The following is a 25,189-nucleotide window of genomic DNA, read 5'->3' on the forward strand; positions in this document are numbered from 1 at the left end:
TTAGTTAATAAAAATAAATAACACGCCTTCGACAATTACAGAGTGTATAGAAGGGAATTCATTAAGCTTATTAATCGAATTTAATAAAAAACAAACCCTGCAAATAATTCATTTTTAATTAATAACCTGCCACCTCTACAATAAAAGAGGTGGCATAATAACAATCTAATTATTATTACTACCAACCTTTCACTGCCCCGCCGTTAAAAATACGGTTAGCCGCCTGTTCAACTTCATCAGACTGATAGGCCTGAATAAATTTCTTGACGTTTTCCGCCTCTTTATTATTTTCACGAGTCACAATAATATTCACATACGGTGACTCTTTATCCTCAATAAAAATACCGTCTTTCGTTGGCGTTAAGCCAGTTTGCTGAATATAGGTCGTGCTAATAATCGCTACTGTCACTTGCGGATCGTCCAGCAAACGCGGCAACTGTGCCCCTTCCACTTCCATAATACGCAGGTTGTGCGTGTTGGTCGTAATATCCAGCACCGTCGGTAATAAGCCCGTATCAGGCTTCAGAGTAATTAATCCGGTTTTTTCCAGTAATAACAGCGCGCGTCCCAGATTTGTAGGATCGAATGGAATCGCGATGGTGTCGCCAGCTTTCAGATCGTTGATACTTTTAATCTTCTTCGAATAACCCGCCATCGGGAAAACGAAGGTATTTCCTACCGCCACCAGCTTATAACCGTGTTCGCGGTTTTGCTGTTCCAGAAAAGGACGATGTTGGAAGACATTCGCGTCCAAATCGCTTTTATCCGTTGCCTCGTTCGGCAATAGCGAACCGCTGAACCCCACCAGTTCGACATCCAGACCATATTTCTCTTTTGCTACTTTCTTCGCGACGTCGGCGACGTCCTGCTCCGCACCGTTAATCACGCCGACTTTAATGTGGTTGGCAGAATTGCTTGCGCTATCGCATGCCGTCAACGCCATCGCCGCCGTGACCATTCCCGCCACCAGCGCTATACGCCATTTCGTCATCACTCCGATTCCCTGATATCGTAAATACATTGATGTGTAACTCCATTGGTTTGTAACCACATGGAGTTAAAGAGAAAAACAGTATGTTCCTCGATTAAGCGAGTCAAATAACTCCGCGTTCTATCAATATGCTTTTCATCATTTAAACAATAAATAGAACTGTATATCCCCTAAATAATTCAAGTTGCGTGACAAAACGTTAGCGTTTTGAACAACGCAGAGCGTTGGCCCTTTAGGGCGAGGCTCATTTATAGCCTTGTAACGCGGCAACCGCGCGAATCCCCAGGAGCTTACTCAGGTAAGTGACTGGGGTAAGTAAGGGCAGCCAACGCACAAGCAGCTTGAAGTATGACGGGGATATCTGTTAAGCCGATTCCATTTTACTTATCTGCTATTGCTCGCCTCTTGATTCCCCCGCATTATGACGTTTTGATGACCTTGAATTCACACGGCGAAACCATGATTAATGTGGCTTTAGTTGACGATCACATCGTTGTACGGTCTGGCTTTGCACAGCTTCTGACATTAGAAAATGACATTCAGGTTGTTGGACAATATGCTTCGGCGGCACAGGCGTGGCCCCATCTACTCAAACAGCCGATTGATGTTGCCGTGATTGATATCGCCATGCCGGATGAAAGCGGCCTGTCGCTATTAACCCGCCTGCGTCAACAGCGTCCTAATTTTCGCGCCATTATTCTGAGCATCTATGACACCACCGCATTTGTACAAAGCGCGCTGGATGCGGGTGCAGGCGGCTATCTCACGAAGCGCTGTGGCCCGGAAGAGTTAGTGCAGGCCGTTCGCGTGGTCAGCAGCGGTGGCCTTTACCTGTGTGCCGATGCGCTACACGCCATTCGCCATCAGCAGCAGCCACCGAAAGAGCTGCTGGCGCTGACCCCTCGCGAGCGGGAAATATTCAGCCTGCTGATCAACGGAATTAGTGTAAAAAGCATCGCTGAACAGCTCGAACTCAGCCATAAGACCGTTCACGTTCACCGTGCCAATATTCTCAGTAAATTACAGTGTGAATCCACGGTAGAACTGGTGCACTTTGCACTGCAACACCAACTGCTGGCTGGGAAATAAATCATGCGTCGCCTGCACGTCATTGGCATGACGCTGTTTCTGGCCTTTTTCTATAGCCTGATTTGGCTGGCGCTGTGGACCATCAGTTTCTATTTAAGCAACAACGGCCAGCAGGCAGCGCTGCTGTTACCGCAAGGGCTGCGGCTGGCGTTGATGATTTTGCTGCCTAGAAAGTACTGGCCGACCTTACTGCTTGCGGAAATCGCCATCCAGAGCTGGCTTATTAGCGAGCAGCTCATAACGCGTTCGCTGCTGCTACTTTCTCCGTTCCTCAGCCTGATTCCGGCCATCATCACGCATAAAATCTGGCATCGCTATACGCTTTATTGGCAACGGCTTCTGCTATTGCTGGCAGCGCTGACGCTCAATACCGTTCTGCACGGCATCGCTATAGGCCCCTGGCTACACTCGCAGCTGACACAAACGCTGCTGGCGACGTTTACCGGCGGCGTCCTACTGATCCCGTTCACCTATTTGCTGTACGAATACATCAAACAACAGCACTTGCAGACGTTGCTGGCACAGGAGATCCCCGATCCGCCGCTGCGTACCTCGCTGCTGATTTGGTGCTCGCTGTTTTTTTCTATCGGCGTTTGCCTGCAAATGACGTTCACACCCGAGATGGAACGCCTGCTGCTGATTTTCGTTTTTCTGCCTAACGTGGTCATGGCGTATAAATTCGGCTGGCAAGGCGGCGTGCTCTCCGCCGTACTCGGCAGTCTGATGATTGCCGTCACGCGTCAGGTGAGCGGTGCCTTCGACGATCTGCGCGAGCTGGAACTCTTTCTCTCTACACAGGCGCTGCTCGGCATTGGGCTGGGGATTGCGATCAGCCGTCAGCAACAGCTGGCACAGCGGCTCCAGCGCTATCGTCATCAGTTGGAGCAGGAACTGAAAACCCGGCGGCGACTCATGGAGCGCATCATCCACACCGAAGAGGCCGTGCGTAAAGACATCGCGCGCGAACTGCACGATGACATCGGCCAAAACATCACTGCCATTCAGATTCAGGCCATGCTGGTGAAACACAGCGCGCCAGCCGATGCGGCTCAGCATGCTGCCGGACAAATCAGCGAGTTGTCGCGGCGCATCCACCACACCACCCGCCAGCTTCTGCGCCAGTTGCGTCCACCGGTGCTGGATGAAATGGTGTTGGATAAAGCGCTGCATCATCTGGCGGATGAATTTGCCTTCTTGGCTCGCGGTATTCAGTTTCAGCTGGATTATCAGCTCCCCACGCCTCCGCATGATGACGTAGTGGTTTTCACCCTTTACCGGCTGGTGCAGGAACTGCTTAACAACATCAACAAGCACGCCAGCGCTACGCAGATTACGGTTCGGCTTTCCCAACAGGATGACCTGATTACGCTCGACGTTATTGATAACGGCGTGGGCATCGCACAAGACCGGTCGCATCCGACAGGCGGTGGCTTTGGCCTGCGGGGTATCGAGGAACGCGTACAGGCGTTGGGTGGCAACTGGCTGGTAAAAGCCGCCACCATTGGCGACGCTGCCACGCCGCGCGGTACGCACATAATTGTTAACTTGCCCACAAAATTTAAACAAAAAGACGATTAGCTAGGAATTATTCCTAGCCACCTAAAACCTTGTCTCATCCTTTTTAATTCACATCCCCCTACTCTTCTCTCAACGCGACGGAGAACCCCATGCAGGCACCCATGTTTCCAGCGGGACAGCTTTCACCAACACAAATCAGCCAGCGTTATCGCTACTGGCGACCGCGGTTGCTGATTTCCATGGTCATCGGGTACGCCACGTTTTACCTGACGCGTAAAAGCATCAACTTCGTCATGCCGGTGATGCAGTTGGAATTAGGGTTAAGCAAAGGCGATATCGGTCTGCTAGGGACGCTGTTTTATCTCTGTTATGGCGCGTCCAAGTTTATTTCCGGCATCGTGTGCGATCGCAGCCAGGTGCGCTGGTTTATGGGTGTCGGGCTGATGATTACCGGCGTGCTGAATATTCTGTTCATGTACTGCCAGTCGCTCACAGGTTTGCTGATTGTTTGGGCGCTGAATGGGTTCTTTCAGGGCTGGGGGTGGCCACCTTGCGCCAGACTGCTGAGCAGTTGGTATTCGCGCAATGAACGCGGCCTCTGGTGGGGGTGCTGGAATACGTCGATCAACATCGGCGGTGCAGCGGTTCCCCTGCTGGCGGGCTATCTGGCCTCCGAATGGGGGTGGCAGGCGGCGCTGCTGGTGCCGGGCATCATCGGTATTGTGATTGGTCTGTGGCTGTGTTGGCAGCTGTGCGATAAACCGCAACAGCAGGGATTGCCCAGCGTTGGCGAGTGGCGACGCGATGCGCTTGAGCTTCGTCAGGAGCAGCAGAGCCCGCCGATGCCAATGCGCCAGATTCTGCGCGATGCGATTTTGCGTAACCGTACCATCTGGCTACTCGGGTTTTCCTACATTCTGGTGTACCTGATTCGCATCGCACTGAATGACTGGGGGAACATCTGGCTGTCGGAGAGCCACGGTTTCAACCTGCTCAGCGCTAACGCCACGCTGTCGCTGTTTGAACTGGGCGGATTGATGGGGGCGCTGTTTGCCGGTTGGGGTTCGGACCTGCTGTTTCGTGGTCAACGCGCACCGATGATTTTGCTGTTTGCATTAGGGCTGTTTTTAACCATGACCGCGCTGTGGCTGGCACCGATTCACCACTATTCACTGCTCGCGGCCTGTTTCTTCAGTATCGGTTTTTTTGTTTTTGGACCACAGATGTTGATCGGTCTGGCTGCGACGGAATACAGCCATAAGGATGCCGCAGGCACGGTGACAGGTTTTCTGGCGTTGTTTGCCTATCTGGGGGCAGCGCTGGCGGGCTGGCCGCTGGCACAGGTGCTGCAACACTACGGATGGTCGGGATTTTTTACTCTGCTGGCGTTGGCTTCAGCCTGCATCGGACTGTTATTGATGCCGCTGCTGATGGCAGGTGTCAGCCGCCGGGAACGTTTGATGACATCAAAATAGCAATAACAACAGATAGATACCTATAAGGAAAACATCATGAAACTGAGTACCTTAACTACCCTCATCGCCGCTGGACTGACCGTTGCTGCTGTTACCACCACTACCGCTCGGGCGGAAGGACGTCTGGTCATTTACTGTAGCGCCACCAACGCCTTCTGTGAGGAAGAAGCCAAGGCCTTCGGTGAGAAACACAACGTTAAAACCTCCTTTATCCGCAACGGTTCTGGCAGCACGCTGGCGAAAGTCGATGCAGAGAAGAAAAACCCACAGGCTGACGTGTGGTACGGCGGTACGCTGGATCCGCAATCTCAAGCGGGCGAAATGGATCTGCTGGAACCTTATCAGTCTAAAAACCTTGAGCAGATCATGCCGCAGTTCCGCGATCCCGCAAAACGTAAAGGCAACTACTCGTCAGCCGTTTACGTCGGTATCCTCGGCTTCGGCGTCAACACCGATCGCCTGAAAGAGAAAAACCTGCCGGTTCCACAGTGCTGGAAAGATCTGACCAACCCAATCTACAAAGGCGAAATCCAGATTGCCGATCCACAAAGTTCCGGTACGGCTTATACCGCACTGGCGACCTTCTCCCAGCTGTGGGGGCAGGATCAGGCCTTTGATTACCTGAAAAAACTGAATACCAACGTGTCGCAGTACACCAAATCCGGTATTGCCCCGGCACGTAACGCTGCACGTGGCGAAACGGCTATCGGCATCGGCTTCCTGCATGACTACTCGCTGGAAAAAGAGAAAGGTGCACCGCTGACGCTGATCTCCCCGTGTGAAGGTACTGGCTATGAAATTGGCGGCGTCAGCATCCTGAAAGGCGCGCGCAATATGGATAACGCCAAGCTGTTCGTTGATTGGGCGCTGTCAAAAGAAGCACAGGAACTCTCCTGGAAGAAAGGTCAGTCCTACCAGATTCTGACCAACACCACCGCCGAAGCTTCTCCGCTGTCTCTGAAGTTGCAGGATCTGAAACTGATCAACTACGACATGGACAAATACGGTGCAGCAGACGTACGTAAAGAACTGATTTCCAAGTGGGTTAACGAAGTCAAAATGGGCCAATAATCTCGATTCATTGACCTTGATTCATTGACTTCTATTGATTGAAAAATAATGGGAACACGGCGGCAAGTCTTGCTCGCATTTCGCTTAACGCCGTGTTCTCAGCATCGCTAATTAACCATTACTCAATATTATTCACCACCTAATACCTGTGACGATTCAATCTCATAAAACAACTTTATAAAACTTGCACGCACCAGGGAACCATCATGTCACACACACTAACTCTTTCACCGACGCCTAAGCGGGATCCCGTTTTCCTGTGGCTGGCGCTGATTGCAGCAACCTTTTTGCTGCTGCCAGCGTGGAGCCTGGATTACGGCCTGCTGGATGCCTCACGCGATGAACTGCTGGCAGCTTACAGCTGGTCAAGCCTGAATATCAGCCTGCTGTGGTTCCTGCTCCCAGTCGGGTTGCTCGCACGTCCACTGCTTACGCCCGGTCGTGAACAGCGTGGCCGCCACCGTTTTGATGCAGCTTACGCGTTGTTCTGTGCCCTTTTCGTGGTCATCAGTGCCACAGTGGAAGGTCGCGGAATGGGCTATGGCACTATTGCGCTGTTTGTCGCGCTGAGTGCGATTATTACGCTGGCGCTATCGCGGCTGGACTGGCTGGGTGGCGATCGCTTCGTCATCGGCTCGCTCATCAGCATCATCGCACTGATTGGCGTCTTTATCCTTTACCCCAGCATCGCTATCTTCATTCCGATGTTCACCAACGACAGCGGTGAATTCGCGCCACTGGCATTTATGCAGATTTTGGGTCAGACGCACATTTTACGGGTGATCTGGAACTCATTCCTGCTGTCGGTTGCTGTCGGTATCGGCTGTACTTTCTTCGGTATGGTGCTGGCGATCTACACCTCGCGTATTGCCCGCCGCTCCGCGATTATCGGCCGCATTTTCTCCATTCTGCCTATCGTTACGCCACCGTTTGTTGTCGGGTTAGGCGTGACGCTGATGATGGGCCGCTCCGGTTATATGACCGAGCTGATGGTGGATTGGTTCGGGTTGACGAACACCAACTGGCTGTACGGTTTTACCGGCATCTGGCTGGCGCAGGTACTCGCTTTCACGCCAATGTCGTTTATGATTCTGGAAGGCGCGATGAAGACCATTCATCCGTCGCTGGAAGAAGCGTCGTACACCCTGCGTGCTAACCGTTATCAAACCTTTCAGCGGGTTTTCCTGCCCTTGCTGAAACCGGCGCTCGCCAACTCGTTCCTGATCGTGATCGTCCAGTCGCTGGCCGACTTCAGTAACCCACTGGTGCTGGGCGGTAACTTCGACGTACTCGCCACACAGATTTACTTCTACATTACTGGGGCACAGCTGGATTACCAGGCAGCCAGTACGCTCGGCGTTGTCCTACTCGTGTTCTCACTGGCCGTGTTCTGCGTGCAATATCTGTGGATCGGTAAACGCTCCTACGTGACGATTTCCGGTAAATCCTCTCGGGGTGATGTGCAGCCGCTACCCGTTTCGCTGGTGTGGATCGTCAGCATCCTGCTCTATGTCTGGATTGCCTTTAACGTCCTGTTGTACGGCAGCATTTTCTACGGCAGCTTTACCGTTAACTGGGGCGTGGATTACACCCTGACGCTGGCAAACTTCAGCAAGCTGTTCGGACAAGGCTTTAGCGACGGCGCCTGGCCTTCCCTGCTGGATACGCTGTTGTTCGCGGGTATCGCCGCACCGATTACGGCACTGTTCGGGCTACTTATCGCCTACATCGTGGTGCGCCAGCAGTTTTACGGTAAGAAGGCTATCGAGTTCACCACCATGCTGTGTTTTGCGGTGCCGGGTACGGTTGCCGGTGTGTCTTACATCCTGGCTTTTAACAGCGCGCCGGTTTACTTAACGGGCACGGCGGTGATTGTCATCATGTCGATGGTGATGCGTAACGTGCCGGTTGGTATCCGTGCGGGTATTGCCGGACTGGGGCAGTTGGATAAATCACTGGACGAAGCGTCACTCAGCCTGCGTGCAGGTTCGATGCGCACGGTGTTTTATATTCTGCTACCGCTGCTACGTCCGGCCATTTTGTCTGCGCTGATTTACAGCTTCGTGCGCGCCATTACTACCGTCAGCGCCATTATCTTCCTGGTTACACCGGATACTCGCGTCGCCACGTCTTACATTCTTAACCGCGTGGAAGACGGTGAATACGGTATGGCGATTGCCTACGGTTCCATCCTGATTGTGGTCATGCTGGCCATTATTTTCCTGTTCGATTATCTGGTCGGTGAAGCGCGGATTTCCCGCACGAAAGCCAAGAATAATGCCTAAGCGGAGTGATTACCTTGAATACTGAAAAAAGCTTTGTCGAACTGAAGCACATCACTAAACGTTTCGGCAACAACACCGTCATTGATGATTTGAATCTGGCGATCCCACAGGGAAAAATGGTCACGCTGCTGGGGCCATCAGGCTGCGGTAAAACCACGGTACTTAGGGCCGTTGCCGGATTGGAAAAACCGACAGAAGGCCAGATTTTTATCGATGGCGAAGACGTCACCGAGCGCTCCATTCAACAGCGCGATATCTGTATGGTGTTCCAGTCTTACGCTCTCTTCCCACATATGTCGCTGGGGGAAAACATCGGCTACGGGCTGAAAATGCTCGGTCGCCCGAAGGCTGAAATCAATCAGCGCGTAAAAGAAGCGCTGGCGCTGGTCGACCTGGCAGGATTTGAAGATCGCTACGTCGACCAGATTTCTGGTGGACAGCAGCAGCGTGTCGCTCTGGCGCGTGCGCTGATCCTCAAACCTAAAGTCCTGCTGTTCGATGAGCCGCTGAGTAACCTTGATGCTAACCTGCGCCGCAGCATGCGTGAGAAAATCCGTGAGCTTCAGCAGCAGTTCAACATCACCTCGCTGTATGTTACGCACGATCAGAGTGAAGCCTTCGCGGTATCCGACATGGTTCTCGTGATGAACAAAGGCAAAATCATGCAGTTGGGTGCGCCGCAGGAGCTTTATCGCCAGCCGGCTTCCCGCTTCATGGCCAGCTTTATGGGAGATGCCAACATTTTCCCTGCCACCTTCACGGCAGACAGCGTGAACATCTACGGCTACCTCATTCCTCGTCCGCAGGGCTTTGCCGCCGGCTTAAGCGAATCGACCGTCGGTATTCGCCCGGAAGCCATTACGCTCAGCCATCAGGGTGACGAAAGCCAGCGCTGCACCATCACGCAGGTCGCCTACATGGGGCCGCAGTACGAAGTGCAGGTGGACTGGCACGGACAGTCGATGCTGTTGCAGGTTAACGCAACCCAGCTTCAGCCGAATCCGGGCGACAGCTACTATCTGCAAATCCACCCTTACGGCATGTTTGTGTTGTCCGAGCAGTAAACATCAAGTAACCATCCCTCAAACTGGGAGCGCTTGCTCCCGGTTTGAGGACAAAGGTCGTCGAGCGGTAGTAACGGATAGATCGTAAAGACGCTGTAAATACATCCCTGTACGCTCGGATTGCGCCATCCATGGCGCAAACGCTTTACTCTTCTATTCCGTTACTCCCGTTTTAATTCTGCACATAGGTTTGTTATCAGTCTGAACGTTAGTGTCAGTTCCCAGTTTTACTTTTTACAAACATCTAAAAACGCCTACGAACCTCAGTTTCTCTTCGGTCTATTTTGATTGTGTCGGAATACATACGCCTGTTACGGATTCCCTGTGCGATTTGTTATGATGATGCTCTTTTACGCATGGAATCACGCACGGAATAGCCGCTATGAAACAGAAACCCATAACCTTAAACGATGTCGCCGAGTACGCAGGGGTTTCCTATCAGACGGTTTCCCGCGTGCTGAATCAAGCACCTCATGTGTCATCCCGTACTCGCAGTAAAGTGGAACAGGCGATGGCGGCGCTTAACTACACGCCAAATCGCGTTGCACAGCAGCTGGCAGGAAAAACCATCACCACGCTGGGGCTGGTCACTACCGATCTGTCACTGCACGCGCCTTCGCAAATTGCCGCAGCGATTAAGGCCACCGCCAGTCAGCTAGGGATTAACATCGTGATGTCCATGCTGAGCAGCCCGGATGTCAACACCTGCAATAATGCCGTTAACGACCTGCTTTCTCAGCGTGTCAGCGGCGTTATCGTGAATGTTCCGCTATCCACGGATGAAGTCGCCCACATTAGCCAGACCTGTGCAGACACCCCCGTCCTGTTTATGGATGCCGATCCGCATACCGACATACTCAACGTCATGTTCGACCCCGATCACGGCGCACGCTTAGCCATCACGCATCTGGTACAGCTGGGGCATCAACACATCGCCCTGTTGACCGGACCAATGACGTCGATCTCCGCCCGTCTGCGTTATGAAGGCTGGCTAGCCGAGCTGGAAAAACAGCAGCTCACCCCCGCTTCAGTGCTACACGGTGACTGGAGCGCCGCATCCGGTTATCACCAGACGCTGGCCCTGTTGGGAGAATCCCTGCGCGTCTCCGCCATTGTTGTCGCGAACGATCAAATGGCGCTTGGCGTCCTGCGTGCGCTGCACGAGTATGGCCTGCGCGTACCGGAGCAGATGTCAGTGATCGGTTTTGACGATACCCAGGACAGCGCGTATTACACTCCGCCACTGACAACCATTCGCCAGGATTTCAGGCTATTAGGTAAAGAAGGCGTCACTCGTTTGCTCGCCACGCTGCGCGATCCTACCCAGAGCACATCACTGCTGTTACCCACCGAACTGATCGTACGCCATAGCACCGCCGTACATTCATCAACCCATGCCTCCCTGCAAGAACTCACCAAAAACCTGTTGGACATTACACGTCAGCTACAAAGGCTGTAACCCTTTATGTTTGTAACCCCTTACACGACTTGTAACCCTTTACACAACAGCACTTTTTTCACCACCGATGCACAACCCTAACAAAATAAGATGATAAACAATAAGTTATTTATCATCTCTCGTTGATTTCTTGCGTAGCGCTTTCCAAGTTCGATGTATCGCCACTCATTTTACAAACGATCTTTGTGATCGCTTCCACTTTATTGTCACGTTCCACTTTACTCGCCCTGACGAGTCGATATGTTATGAGCAACAGCAATTGTGAGCGGATAACAATTTCACTACCCAATCACAGAAACAGACTCAAGACGTTCAGGAGCCAAGCCATCATGAGCGATACCGTTTTACCGTATCCAGCACGCCATCGCGCCACATTGCAAGAGATCCTTGCCCGGCGTGATTGGGAAAATCCAGCCTGTACTCACTATCAGCGGCTCCCCGCTCACCCACCGTTCAACAGCTGGCGCAGCGTGGCTGCTGCACAGCAAGATGAGCCTTCTCAACGGCTTCGCCGCCTGAATGGTGAATGGACGTTTAGTTATTTCACCCGCCCGGAAGCCGTACCGGAAAGCTGGTTACAGCAGGATCTGCCTGACTCAGATACCATTCCGGTGCCTGCCAATTGGCAACTACAGGGCTATGACACCCCGATTTACACCAACGTAAAATACCCGATCCCCGTCAACCCACCCTATGTGCCAGAAGACAATCCTACAGGTTGTTACTCGCTCACTTTTAAAGTCAATCACGACTGGATCAGTCGCGGACAAACCCGGATTATTTTTGATGGCGTTAACTCCGCGTTTTATCTCTGGTGTAACGGCCACTGGGTAGGATATTCACAGGATAGTCGCCTGCCTGCGGAGTTTGATATCGGCCGCTATCTGACAACCGGCGAGAATCGGCTGGCGGTGATGGTGCTACGCTGGTCTGACGGCAGCTATCTGGAAGATCAGGACATGTGGCGTATGAGCGGCATTTTTCGCGACGTCACCCTTCTGCATAAACCAGCGGTTCACCTCAGCGATATCCAGCTCACTACACCGCTCAGCGACGATTTCCGCCACGGCACGCTGGATATTCAGGTGAAGGCAACACTCTCTGAAGCTGAGGCCAAAAACCATCGCGTCCACGCACAGCTTTGGCGTGGTAATAAGCTCATCGGTGGTACGCGGCAGGCATTCGGCAGCAATATTGTTGATGAACGCGGTGCCTATCATGACAAATCTTTTCTCCGCATCGACGTGCCACAGCCCGACCTGTGGAGCGCCGAACTGCCGAATCTATATCGTGCTGTTATCGCACTGGAAACGGCAGAAGGCGAGCTAGTCGAAGCGGAAGCCTATGATGTCGGTTTCAGAAAAGTTGAAATCCGCAGCGGCCTGCTGCTGCTGAACGGTCAACCGCTGCTGATCCGCGGGGTTAACCGTCACGAACACCATCCGCAGCACGGTCAGGTCATGGATGAAGACACAATGCGGCGCGATATTATGCTGATGAAGCAGCATAACTTTAACGCCGTACGCTGCTCACATTATCCCAACCATCCACTGTGGTATCGGCTGTGCGATCGCTACGGCCTGTATGTTGTGGATGAAGCGAACATTGAAACACACGGCATGCAGCCGATGAATCGTTTGTCGGACGATCCCGCCTGGCTGCCAGCCTACAGCGAACGCGTCTCAAGGATGGTGCAGCGCGACCGCAATCATCCCTGCATCATTATCTGGTCATTGGGGAACGAATCCGGCTACGGCGCAAACCATGACGCGCTCTACCAGTGGATCAAACGCCATGATCCGACTCGCCCTGTGCATTACGAAGGCGGCGGCGCGAATAGCCGTGCGACCGACATTGTGTGCCCAATGTACGCTCGCGTTGATGAAGATCAGCCCTTCCCCAGCGTCCCCAAATGGTCGATCACCAAATGGGTCAGCATGCCAGACGAGCATCGGCCTCTCATCCTCTGCGAGTATGCACACGCGATGGGCAACAGTCTGGGGGGATTCGCACGCTATTGGCAGGCATTCCGTCAATATCCTCGATTACAGGGCGGATTTATCTGGGACTGGGTCGATCAGGCACTGACCCGACGCGACGAACAAGGCAATGCCTATTGGGCGTACGGCGGAGATTTTGGCGACATGCCTAACGATCGCCAGTTCTGTCTGGACGGCCTGCTTTTTCCCGATCGCACCCCGCATACCAGCCTGTATGAAGCCCAGCGGGCACAGCAGCACATTCAATTCGCCTGGCAGGCTGAGTCGCCGTGTGAGCTGCGTGTCACCAGCGAATACCTGTTTCGCCATACGGACAACGAGCAGTTGAACTGGTGCATTACGCTGAATGATAAGACGCTCGCAGAAGGTTCGTTACCGCTGACACTCGCTCCGCAGACTACCCAGACACTGACGCTGCTGGAAGCCCTTCCCACAGTCGATCGCACAGGAGAGCTTTGGCTCAATGTTGAAGTTGTACAGCCTAAAGCCACCGCCTGGTCAGAAGCTAATCACCGCTGTGCCTGGGATCAGTGGCAACTTCCTGCACCGCTTCATCTTCCAGAGGCACCGAGTTCTGGACAGAGGAAACCACCCGTTCTGCAATCGTCCGATGCGTACTTTGACATCGTTCAGGGCGAACAACATTGGCGCTTTAACCGTCAGAGCGGCTGGCTGGAACAGTGGTGGACGGCGGATGCCCCAACGCTGTTAACTCCTTTGCAGGATCAGTTTGTTCGGGCCCCGCTGGATAACGACATCGGTATCAGCGAGGTCGATCGCATCGATCCACGCGCCTGGGCCGAACGTTGGAAATCGGCCGGACTTTATCAACTGCAGACGCAGTGTGTGGCGATTCGGGCTGACCAACTCGCCGATGCCGTGCACATTGTCACCGAGCACATATTCCGCCATGCCGGACAGATCCTGCTGCGGAGTAGAAAGCGCTGGCAGATTGACGCACATGGCGTGATGACCGTGGATGTCGATGTTGATGTCGCCACGACGCTGCCGTCACTGGCCAGAGTGGGCTTGAGTTGCCAGTTAGCCGACATCGCGCCTCAGGTCAGTTGGGTCGGGCTTGGGCCTCATGAAAATTACCCAGACCGACAGCTCGCGGCACAGCATGGCCACTGGAATCTGCCGCTGGATGACCTGCACACGCCTTACATTTTCCCAACGGAAAACGGGCTGCGCTGCAATACGCGTACGCTGACGTATGGCAAATGGACCATCACCGGAAACTTCCACTTTGGGTTAAGCCGCTACGGGTTAACACAATTAATGACGTGCACTCACCATCATTTATTAGAAAAGGAAAAAGGCGTCTGGCTCAATCTGGATGGCTTCCACATGGGAATTGGCGGCGATGACTCCTGGAGCCCTAGCGTTCATCGCGATGATTTACTCACGGCGACGCATTATCACTATCGCGTCGCCATGCAGCATCACCAGCCGTATTGATATGAAAAAACAGTATTAAAAAACAACGAAAGAGCGCGGGTATCTACCCTAAATAATTCGAGTTGCAGGCGGCAAGAGAAGGCATCCCGATGAGCTTACTCAAGTAAGTGATTCGGGTGACAAATCTGCCGGGAGCAGATTTGAACGCTGCTCGCAGCGGCCCTTAGGGCGAGGCCCACGACGGGCCGAGTATTTAAGCGTAGCCAACACACCTGCGGCTTGAAGTATGACGGGTATACCGCCTCTTTCCACCCTGTTTATATCCAGCAAGTATCTATCCGACGTCAAAATAAACGTTGCGGATATTATGCATATCGGAGAAAGCAACATGTACTACCTACATAATAGGAATTTCTGGATATTCGGTCTGTTTTTCTTTTTCTATTTCTTCATCATGGGGGCTTACTTCCCCTTCTTCCCTATTTGGCTGCATGATATTAACCAAATAAGTAAAAGCGATACGGGAATTATCTTCGCCTGTATTTCTTTTTTCGCTCTGCTATTTCAACCGATATTTGGCTTACTCTCCGATAAATTAGGATTGAGAAAACACCTGCTATGGATTATTACCATAATGCTGGTGTTTTTTGCTCCGTTCTTCATTTATGTTTTCGGCCCATTACTAAAATACAATATCGTTTTAGGTTCTATCGTCGGCGGGATGTACCTAGGGTTCATCAACAACGGCGGTGCACCGGCCATTGAAGCCTATATCGAGAAAGTCAGCCGCCGTAGCCAGTTTGAATTTGGCCGTGCGCGTCTGTTCGGCTGTCTCGGCTGGGCGCTCTGTGCGTCTATCGTCGGTATTATGTTTACCATCAATAACCAGTTTGTTTTCTGGCTGGGTTCAGGTTGTGCCATCATCCTCGCTATCCTGTTGCTGCTGGCAAAACCAGAGGCCTCCTCCAGCGCTCTCGTTGCCGATCAGGTAGGCTCCAACCAGAAACCGTTCAACCTAAAAATGGCAGCCGAACTGCTAAAAGAACGCAAAATCTGGTTCCTGACGCTCTATGTCGTCGGCGTGTCGTGCACCTATGATGTGTTTGATCAGCAGTTTGCCAACTTCTTCACCTCGTTTTTCGAGACCCGACAAGAAGGAACGCGAGTATTTGGCTACGTCACCACACTGGGTGAATTGCTCAATGCCACCATCATGTTTTTCGCACCGCTGATTGTGAACCGTATCGGCGGTAAAAATGCCCTGCTCATCGCTGGGACGATTATGTCCGTGCGCATTATTGGTTCGGCCTTTGCCAGTTCCGTGCTGGAAGTAATTGTGCTGAAAACGCTGCACATGTTTGAAGTGCCGTTCCTGATTGTTGGCTGCTTCAAATACATTACTACGGTCTTTGAAGTCCGCTTTTCCGCGACAATTTATCTGGTGTGCTTCTGCTTCTTTAAACAGGTATCGATCATTTTCATGTCACTCTTTGCTGGCAATATGTATGACAGCATCGGTTTTCATGGCACTTACCTGATTTTAGGCGGCATTGCCCTCTCCTTTACCGCGATATCCCTATTTACGCTGTCAGGAAAAGGGCCGCTGTATGCGTTTTCCGATAAACAGAAAGCGCCGCTGAATACCCTCTAGCGATGACAGGACGCAATAAAATGCCGGTATTTGCCAAAAATATCGGCAGATTGCACATTCTCTCACCGAACAGTGCAATTTTGTGGTTTACGCCTTTGACATGCGCGACACACGCCGTTATCATGCGCCCCGTTCACACGATTCCTCTGTAGTTCAGTCGGTAGAACGGCGGACTGTTAATCCGTATGTCACTGGTTCGAGTCCAGTCAGAGGAGCCAAATTTAGAAAATCCCGCTTAAGGAAACTTAAGCGGGATTTTTGTTTTTATCATCTTATTCAATACCTTCACGTGCAAAATCTTTCCGGTGCGCATTCTGTTTTCCTTCTGCATCGGGAGAATTTGGTGGTCAGATTTGGGGTCACGCTGGTTCGATGACGGAGTGACCCCCAAATGTCTCTTAACGATGCCAAAATCTGCAGCTTCGAGCCTTCTGTTAAACCTTCTACTCTCTCCGACTCGCATGATTCTCCATGCCCCAGACAAGTCATGACATCCATCGTGATGATTAACATTTTTGCATATTACTTTTTCACCTGGACAATTAATTAATATTTTTAATTGATAAACCAAAATCCACGTCTATATTTAACCCAAACCTTCAAAAAACCGCCCTGCAACACTGGGTTTTAAATAGATAAAATTCATTTAATTAATGATGTTATCACAAAATAAATGAGCGAAATCATTTCGCTTAGCCGACCTATACTCAAAAATAAAATATTAGTTAAATTAATTAATAGCAGACAAATGAAGTCATAAAAAATTTAGTTGGAATGCGAACTTAGTAAAAAACACAGCCTAAGTGAATCAGAATTGGAGCGCCTCAATGTCATCTATTCAAAACAATTATCTGAAAAACCCATCTGTCTTAAATAGCGACCATTCCTCCGACTCTAACAAGTTACCTCTTAGTTCCACTCAGCAGGTTGTCTGGCTCGATCAGACGCTTAATCCAGACTCACCTAATTACAACATTGGTACATGGCTGCGTATCGATGAACATCTGGATGAAACGCTTTTTAGTCAGGCTTTTGAAATGCTTGTCTCGCGTCATGATGCATTACATTTGCAGTTAATTCACACTCACGGTCTCCCCTTACAGGCGCTGACGGATGCCTTCTCTACATCAATAAACGTGTACGATTTTTCTCACTATGATGACGCTGAGGAACGAGCACAACAGCATATCCACGCTACATTTATGCGTCCGTTTGATCTCCGTGGAAAGCTATGGTCTTCCGATCTTTTGAGGGTCAGCGATACACACCGCTATTGGCAATTCTGCTGCCATCATCTGATAGCCGATGGATGGAGTTTGAAATTACTGGTCAATAAACTTGTCGCTACCTACAACCAATTGAAAAAAAGCGATAATGCAGGCGAAATCGCTCCAGCCTACCTTGATTACATCGCTGAGGATTTGATTTATCTTGATTCCAGACATTATCAATCTGACCTGAAATTCTGGTTGGATCGTTATAGCACTCTACCGCCAGCACTGATTCCCCTCTTAAGCCAAGGTCAGGAATTTACCAGTGAGCTTCCTGCTCCTCATCTTTGGCAATTAAAAAACGAGCATTTTCATAAAATTGAAAATATTGCGGCGGAGCAAGGGCTCTCGGTTCTCCATTTTATGTACGCCATTCTGGCCTGTTATTTTTCCCGCACGACAGAAACAGAAGACATTGTCATTGGCATTCCGATTCATAATCGTAGAAATGCAAAACAAAAGAATACAATAGGGATGTTTTCGTCCGTCATTCCTATCGGCGTGAGTATTAAGAAAGAAGATTCTTTCCTTGATATCATGCGTAACGTGGCGGCAGAACTACGCCGTTGCTATAAACACCAACGCTTACCCATCACAGAAATTAATCAGAACACACGAATCAGACAAAAAACAGGTCGCGCTCAGCTTTTTGATATTACGTTATCACTTGAATGGTTTGAGTTTAACGTACATATGGAAGGGACTGACACCACCTTCCTGACACCACATCGCGCGACGCAGTTCCCTCTCGCCATCAGTATTTATCAGTATGATTTTGAAGATAAAAACACCCCCGTCACCGTAGAGTTCAATTTCGATACTCGCTACCTGAGTCGTGAAGACGTAATAGCCATCCAGTCACGTCTGGCCCTGCTGGTTGATGCTGCCATTACCTCTTTGGATATGGCGGTTGAGAATGCCCCTATTCTGCCGCCAACAGAACGCCAGCAAATACTTGTGGATTTCAATGCCACCGATGCCGAGTTCCCGCAACACACCTTGATACATGAGCGTTTCGAGCAACAAGTTGAACAAACACCTGATGCCATCGCGGTTATCTTTGAAGAACAATCTCTCAGCTATGCGGAGCTCAATCGGCGTGCGAACCAGTTAGCGCACCGCCTGCTTACTTTAGGTATTAAGCCAGATGACAGGGTAGCGCTGTGTGTCGAGCGCAGCCTGGAAATGGTCGTGGGCCTGATGGGGATACTGAAATCGGGTGCCGCTTATGTGCCGCTCGATCCGACTTATCCGACTGAGCGACTGGCCTACATGATCAATGATGCCAAGCCTGTGGCGTTGCTGACTCAAGCGGACCAGATAGCAATCCAGACCACTGATATTCCGGTAATCATGCTTGATACGGACACATTTGACGCTTACCCCACCTCGAATCCTGACGCTCAGGCGCTGGGTGTCACATCAACACATCTGGCCTATGTGATTTATACCTCCGGTTCCACCGGTAAGCCCAAAGGGGTAATGGTCACACACAGAAACGTGCTCCACCTCGCCACCAGTCTGAAAACGCTGCTAGCGTTCGAGCGCCCCAACCGCATCGCCCTTAATGCCAGCATTGTGTTTGACGCCTCAGTGAAAAACTGGATCCAAATGCTGTCAGGCCACACGCTCGTGATCGTCCCAGAGGCGATCCGTACCGATGCACGACAGCTCTGGCACTATTTTTCCCACCATGCCGTGGATCTGTTTGATTGCACCCCTGTCCAACTGCAATGGTTGCTGGACGCTGGCCTCGGCACCGATCCTGACTATCAGCCTGCACAAGTTTTAATCGGCGGAGATGCCATTTCACAGGGGGTCTGGTCCCGCTTGCAGCAGCTTACCAAGACCCGATTTATCAACGTGTATGGCCCGACAGAATGTACTGTCGACGCTACCGCCTGCCTTATCGATACCTCGCAACCGACTCCCACTATCGGTCGCCCTCTCACCAATACGAAGATATATATTCTGGATGCACAGGGCCAACCCGTTCCTATCGGTGCGATCGGAGAAATCTACATTGGCGGTGCTGGCGTAGCACGCGGCTACCTCAATCGCCCAGAACTATCCGCAGAGCGCTTTATTGCCAATCCTTTTGTCGATGAGCAGGATGCCAGACTTTACAAGACAGGCGACCTTGGCCGCTGGCAATATGACGGCAGTATCGCCTATCTGGGACGTAATGATTTTCAAGTCAAACTGCGCGGCTTCCGTCTTGAACTCGGTGAAATTGAGTCAATCCTCCTGCAACACCCAGAGGTTCAGGAAGCAGTCGTCATCGTTCGTGAAGATATACCCGGTGATAAACGTCTGGTGGCCTATTTTCAGGCTCAGCCGGATACTCAACCGACGCCGACCGACCTGCGTTTACAGCTCTCACAACGGTTAGCGGAATACATGATCCCCAGTGCCTTTGTCGCACTAGATACGTTCCCGCTAACGCCCAACGGTAAACTCGACCGCAAGGCGCTCCCCGAACCCGATCAATCAGCGATGGTCACACGCCACTACGAAGCCCCACAGGGAGAAATGGAAACGATGCTGGCCACTATCTGGCAGGCGTTGTTGGGGGTGGATCGCGTTAGCCGCTATGACCATTTCTTCGAACTCGGTGGTCACTCGCTAATGGTGGTTAGCCTGATTGAACGGCTGCGTAATCAAGGGAAAACGCTCGATGTTCGCAGCGCGTTCTCATCACCAGTATTGTATGAAATGGCACGGGCGATACAGGTACACCAAGGCGACGCGGTTTTGGTCATTCCTCCTAACCTCATTCGTCAGGATTGCACCACCATTACACCGGATCAGTTGCCTCTGGTCGCACTTTCGCAATTTGAAATAGACACTATCACCAGCACGGTGCCGGGTGGCGTCACCAATGTACAAGATATCTACCCACTTGCCCCGTTACAGGAAGGCATTTTCTTTCATCGGCTATATCAGCAAACGGGCGATATTTACCAGTTAGACCTATTAGTTGCCTTCGATACCCGAGAACGTCTCGATATCTTTCTGAACACGTTGCAAAAAGTTATCGATCGCCACGATATCCTTCGTACCGCGATCTGCTGGCAAGGTCTGAGCCAGCCAGTACAGGTAGTCTGGCGTCATGCGCCGCTGCCGGTGAATACTTTCGAGCCAGAATCGCCAGAGAACATTGCCGCTCAATTACGGGCTTACATCTCCCCTCAGACACGCAGCCTCGATCTGAATCAGGCGCCGTTGCTCGCCGCTGATATCGTCTACGATCCATCGAGCAACGAGTGGTTAATGGCACTAAGACTCCATCATCTCGTCAGTGACCACATCACACTCTCACTGATGATTGAAGAAATACGCACAATCTTGCGGGGGCATGATGATGACCTGCCAACACCGCTGCCTTACCGTAACTTTATCGCTCGTATCTTAAGCGTACCTATGTCCATTCATGAAGCGTATTTCCGTTCCCGGTTAGCGGATGTAGAGGAGCCCACTGCGCCTTTTGGTCTGCTCGATATACAAACCGACAGCGAGAATATGGACGAAAACATGCAGTATCTCGATCCTGCATTAGCACTGACGATACGCAAGCAAGCAAACCGACTGGGTGTCAGCGCCAGCGTCCTGTTCCATGTAGCCTGGGCCCAGGTGCTGGCACACATTAGTAATCGTGATGATGTGGTGTTTGGCTCTGTTCTGCTCGGCCGTTTACAGGGTATGGATGGCGCAGACAGGATAATGGGGATGTTTATTAACACGCTGCCGCTGCGTATTTCCCTTAATAACCGCAGCGTAATTGATGTCGTCCGCTCAACCTATGATGACCTCATCTCACTTCTGGAGCATGAACAAACGCCGCTAGCACTGGCACAACGATGCAGTGGCGTCATGCCGCCACTACCGCTGTTCAGTACGCTTTTGAACTACCGTCACAGCCAGCACAATGCAATTAACAACGACCCTGCCAGTAGAAACTGGCAGGGTATACGGCAACTGACAGTGGCAGAGCGCACCAATTATCCGTTAACCGTATCGGTAGACGATTTCGGTACAAACTTCTGTCTGGTTGCACAAACCAGCCCAGAAATCGATGCTGCCCGTATTACTCACTATCTGGAAACCGCGATACGCACTCTGATCGATGTATTAGAAAACGATCCACAGCGTCCGATTATGACACTGTCTGTTTTACCCGATAGCGAACGGCAACAAGTGCTGGTCGATTTCAACGCCACCGATGCCGACCTCCCCGATAATGCCCTGATTCACTCACTCTTTGAGTCACAGGTTGCACAGACACCTAATACCACCGCTGTCGTGTTCGAAGAACAGCACGTCACTTATGACGAACTCAACCGCCGGGCCAACCGGCTGGCACACCATCTGCTTTCGCTCGGCGTCAAACCCGATGACCGCGTCGCCCTCTGCCTCGAACGCAGCCCTGACATGGTGGTCAGTCTGCTCGGTATCCTCAAAGCCGGGGCCGCCTACGTCCCGATGGACCCCGCCTATCCGGCGGAACGCCTCGCCTATATGCTCGACGATGCCGCCCCGGTTGTGCTCCTGACGCACTCATCACTGCGTGACGCTTTCCGCCACACGCTGCCAGTCGTGATGCTGGATAACGCCGCCCTTTTCGACGCCTGCCCGGAGACCAATCCTCTGGTTCAGGGATTGAACGCCAACCATCTCGCCTACATCATTTACACCTCCGGCTCTACCGGCAAACCTAAAGGCGTCATGGTCGAACACCGCGGACTCAGCAACTACCTCCTCTGGGCACGCAACGATTACGCCACAGCCGGCACCCTCGACAGTATCGTCTCCTCTCCTGTCGCCTTTGATGCCACCGTCACCAGCCTCTATCTGCCTCTCCTGTGCGGCGGCAGCATGCGGCTTATCCACGACGGGCAGGAGCTCACCGAGTTACTGCCTGCGCTGATTGATGCTCAACCCGGTACGCTGGTCAAAATCACACCGACGCACCTTACCGCGCTCGGTCAGGAGCTACAGTCTGCACACCGGGCCTGCCCGGATCTGCTCTTTGTCGTCGGCGGCGAAGCGCTGTCCTCTGCCACCGTCGCACTCTGGCAGACGCTCTCTTCCGGCTCCCGCATCATCAACGAATACGGCCCCACCGAAACCGTCGTCGGCTGTATCACTTTTGATGCCCGTACGCCCAATTCACTCACCGACAGCGTCCCCATTGGCCGGCCCATTGCCAATACCCGCATCTATATTCTCGATGCGAAAGGCCAGCCCGCTCCGGTCGGCGTCGCCGGTGAACTCTACATCGGCGGGGCCGGCGTCGCCCGCGGCTACCTCCACCGTCCCGACCTCACCGCCGAGCGCTTTATTGCCGACCCGTTCTCCGGTTCGACAGACGCCCGGCTCTACAAGACTGGTGACCTCGGCCGCTGGCTGCCTGACGGTAATATCGAATACCTCGGCCGCAACGATTTCCAGATTAAGGTACGTGGTTTCCGCATCGAGCCGGGTGAGATTGAAGCCCGACTGCTGCAGTGCCACGGCGTGCAGGAAGCGCTGGTCATTGCCCGTGAAGACAACCCGGGCGATACCCGTCTGGTAGCTTACCTCACCGCACAGCCCGGAGCTGGAATTGTCCCTTCTGTATTACGCAAAGAACTCGCCCTTCATCTGGCCGAGTACATGATACCCAGTGCCTTTGTCGCCCTTGATACCTTCCCGCTCACGCCGAACGGTAAACTCGACCGTAAAGCCCTACCGATGCCAGAGCAATCAGCGATCGCCAGCCGAGGCTACGAAGCCCCTGTCGGTGAGCTGGAAATGGCATTGACTGAAATATGGCAAAATTTACTGGGACTGGATCGCATCGGGCGTCATGACCACTTTTTCGAACTCGGCGGTCATTCGATACTCGCCGTACAATGTGTCACACGTGTACGTCAAATGCTGGGTCTGGACCTTCAGGTACAGAAAATTTTCGCCAACCCCGTGCTCAGCGATCTCGCACAAGAGCTTACCAATACGTCAACGATTGCGGTCACGGCCATCCCGCTTGCCGATCGCAGCCAACCGCTACCGCTCTCGTTTTCTCAGCAGCGGCTGTGGTTCCTTATCCAGCTCGAACCAACAGCCAGCCGAGCCTATAACCTGCCCGCTGCGCTGCGCCTTATTGGACGGTTCGATAGGAAAGCGTTCATCACCGCGCTTGACGGACTAGTCGCCCGTCACGAAAGCCTGCGTACCCGCTTTATCTCATTCAACGGTCAGCCCTGCCAGAAAATTGACCCGGCCACCATTGGCTTCAACTTATCCTGTCTCGATCTGCGCGCATTGGACGATGCGACCCGCGCACAGCGCGTATCTGAATTGGCCGCTCAGGAGTCGCGTGCCCCCTTCAATTTGACGGAAGGGCCGCTAATCCGCGGCCAGTTGCTGCAGTTGGATGACAACACCCATGTGATGCTGCTCACTATGCACCACATCATTTCCGACGGCTGGTCTATCGGCATTCTGGCAAGCGAACTGGCAGCACTGTATCAGGCTGCGCTGGATGGTAGCGATGCGAACTTACCGCCATTGCCGGTTCAGTACGCCGATTATACCGTCTGGCAGCGTCAGTGGTTGCAGGGCGAGACACTCAACGACCTGCGTGATTTCTGGCGTAACCAGCTACAGGGCGCGCCTGCTCTGCTGGAAATTCCTACCGATCGGCCTCGTCCCTCAGTACAACGCTATGAAGGCAACATTCTCCCCGTCAGCCTCGAGCCCGAAGAACTGGCAGCGTTGAAAACATTATGTCGCCAGCAGGGGACAACCCTATTTATGACGCTGCTGGCCGTATGGAGTGTGGTGCTGTCCCGCCTCAGCGGTCAGGGCGATATCGTTGTCGGTACACCACTCGCTAACCGTAAACACAGCGAAACGGAAGGGCTGATCGGCTTTTTCGTCAACACGCTGGCTCTGCGGATTACTCCCAGCCAGTGCCAGACGGTTGGCGATCTCTTTACCCAAATTCGCGAACGGGCGATTGCCGCTTACACCTATCAGGATCTGCCTTTTGAACAAGTGGTGGAAACCCTGCAACCCGCTCGCAGCCTCAGTTACAGCCCTATTTTCCAGGTGATGCTGTCGCTGAATAATACCCCGATGCAGGCCTTGACGCTGCCCGGTCTGGAACTTTCTGCCATTGAGCGCCCACAGCGTAGTACCCACTTTGATCTGACGCTCTCCCTGACCGAAACTGAACGCAGTTTAGAAGGTGGGCTGATCTATTCCACCGACCTGTTTGATCGCGAGACGATTGTGCGTCTCAGAGGCTATCTACGAAATGTGTTGATCGCGATGGCCAACGATGTGGCACAGCCTGTCGCCACCCTGCCCATGCTACCGGAGGCCGAGCGCCGGCAGGTCATGGTCGACTTCAATGCCACCGACGCCGACTTCCCGCAGGATGCGCTTATCCATCAGCTCGTTGAAGACCAGGCCGTCCGCACGCCCGAGGCCATCGCCGTCCTCTTTGAAGACCTGCACCTCACCTATGACGCACTCAACCGCCGTGCCAACCAGCTCGCGCACCACCTGCTTTCACTCGGCGTCAAACCCGATGACCGCGTCGCCATTTGCGTCGAGCGCTCTCTCGACATGGTCATCGGCCTCCTCGGCATTCTCAAGGCCGGGGCCGCCTATGTCCCGCTCGACCCCGGCTACCCTGCCGAGCGTCTCGCCTACATGCTCGACGATGCCGCACCCGTCGCCCTGCTCACCCAGGCCGGCCGCCACGAGCTTCAGACCGGGGCTCTCCCGCTCATCCTGCTCGATACCGCCGACTTCAGCCACCTGAGTGAGGACAACCCCAACATCGCCGGACTCGACGCCCACCATCTGGCCTACGTCATCTACACCTCCGGCTCCACCGGTAAACCCAAGGGCGTCATGAACAGC

Annotated in this window: 11 protein-coding genes and 1 tRNA gene; 11 read left to right on the top strand and 1 reads right to left on the bottom strand. The window is 52.6% G+C overall.

The genetic code is table 11. The features are described from left to right. Positions 1 to 178: 178 nt before the first annotated feature. On the bottom strand, positions 179 to 991 hold the full coding sequence (locus ACIPUG_RS16080; RefSeq protein WP_039498700.1) for a MetQ/NlpA family lipoprotein: 813 nt from the start codon (positions 989 to 991) through the stop codon (positions 179 to 181). A gap of 459 nt (positions 992 to 1,450) precedes the next feature. Between ACIPUG_RS16080 and ACIPUG_RS16085 the strand changes: the two genes are divergently transcribed. The 11 genes from ACIPUG_RS16085 to ACIPUG_RS16135 form a co-directional block, all read left to right on the top strand. Next, complete coding sequence (locus ACIPUG_RS16085) at positions 1,451 to 2,080, top strand: response regulator transcription factor (RefSeq protein WP_010285873.1); 630 nt, start codon at positions 1,451 to 1,453, stop codon at positions 2,078 to 2,080. Positions 2,081 to 2,083: 3 nt separating this feature from the next. Further along, positions 2,084 to 3,658 carry an MASE1 domain-containing protein gene (locus ACIPUG_RS16090; protein WP_400339250.1) on the top strand — a complete coding sequence of 525 codons (1,575 nt, stop codon included), beginning with the start codon at positions 2,084 to 2,086 and terminating at the stop codon, positions 3,656 to 3,658. Between the two features lie 89 nt (positions 3,659 to 3,747). Then, positions 3,748 to 5,073, top strand: a complete 1,326-nt coding sequence (gene uhpC / locus ACIPUG_RS16095; RefSeq protein ID WP_014914787.1) for an MFS transporter family glucose-6-phosphate receptor UhpC — start codon at positions 3,748 to 3,750, stop codon at positions 5,071 to 5,073. Between the two features lie 36 nt (positions 5,074 to 5,109). After that, positions 5,110 to 6,144, top strand: a complete 1,035-nt coding sequence (locus tag ACIPUG_RS16100) for an ABC transporter substrate-binding protein (protein WP_014914786.1) — start codon at positions 5,110 to 5,112, stop codon at positions 6,142 to 6,144. Positions 6,145 to 6,350: 206 nt separating this feature from the next. After that, complete coding sequence (locus ACIPUG_RS16105; RefSeq protein WP_039498696.1) at positions 6,351 to 8,429, top strand: iron ABC transporter permease; 2,079 nt, start codon at positions 6,351 to 6,353, stop codon at positions 8,427 to 8,429. A gap of 5 nt (positions 8,430 to 8,434) precedes the next feature. After that, complete coding sequence (gene fbpC, locus ACIPUG_RS16110) at positions 8,435 to 9,493, top strand: ferric ABC transporter ATP-binding protein (protein ID WP_174435808.1); 1,059 nt, start codon at positions 8,435 to 8,437, stop codon at positions 9,491 to 9,493. A gap of 382 nt (positions 9,494 to 9,875) precedes the next feature. Then, a complete protein-coding gene (locus ACIPUG_RS16115) occupies positions 9,876 to 10,952 on the top strand; it encodes a LacI family DNA-binding transcriptional regulator (protein ID WP_205546231.1) in 1,077 nt (358 codons plus the stop codon). A gap of 329 nt (positions 10,953 to 11,281) precedes the next feature. Continuing rightward, on the top strand, positions 11,282 to 14,413 hold the full coding sequence (locus tag ACIPUG_RS16120) for a beta-galactosidase (RefSeq protein ID WP_400339253.1): 3,132 nt from the start codon (positions 11,282 to 11,284) through the stop codon (positions 14,411 to 14,413). A gap of 328 nt (positions 14,414 to 14,741) precedes the next feature. Next, on the top strand, positions 14,742 to 16,004 hold the full coding sequence (locus tag ACIPUG_RS16125; protein ID WP_039287614.1) for an MFS transporter: 1,263 nt from the start codon (positions 14,742 to 14,744) through the stop codon (positions 16,002 to 16,004). A 142-nt stretch (positions 16,005 to 16,146) separates the two neighbouring features. After that, positions 16,147 to 16,222: transfer RNA gene (locus tag ACIPUG_RS16130), tRNA-Asn, on the top strand. Between the two features lie 609 nt (positions 16,223 to 16,831). Further along, the coding region (locus ACIPUG_RS16135) for an amino acid adenylation domain-containing protein (RefSeq protein ID WP_400339255.1) at positions 16,832 to 25,189 on the top strand (8,358 nt) is incomplete at its 3' end.

Source organism: Pectobacterium sp. CHL-2024 (assembly GCF_044751765.1).
Taxonomy (GTDB): domain Bacteria; phylum Pseudomonadota; class Gammaproteobacteria; order Enterobacterales; family Enterobacteriaceae; genus Pectobacterium; species Pectobacterium brasiliense.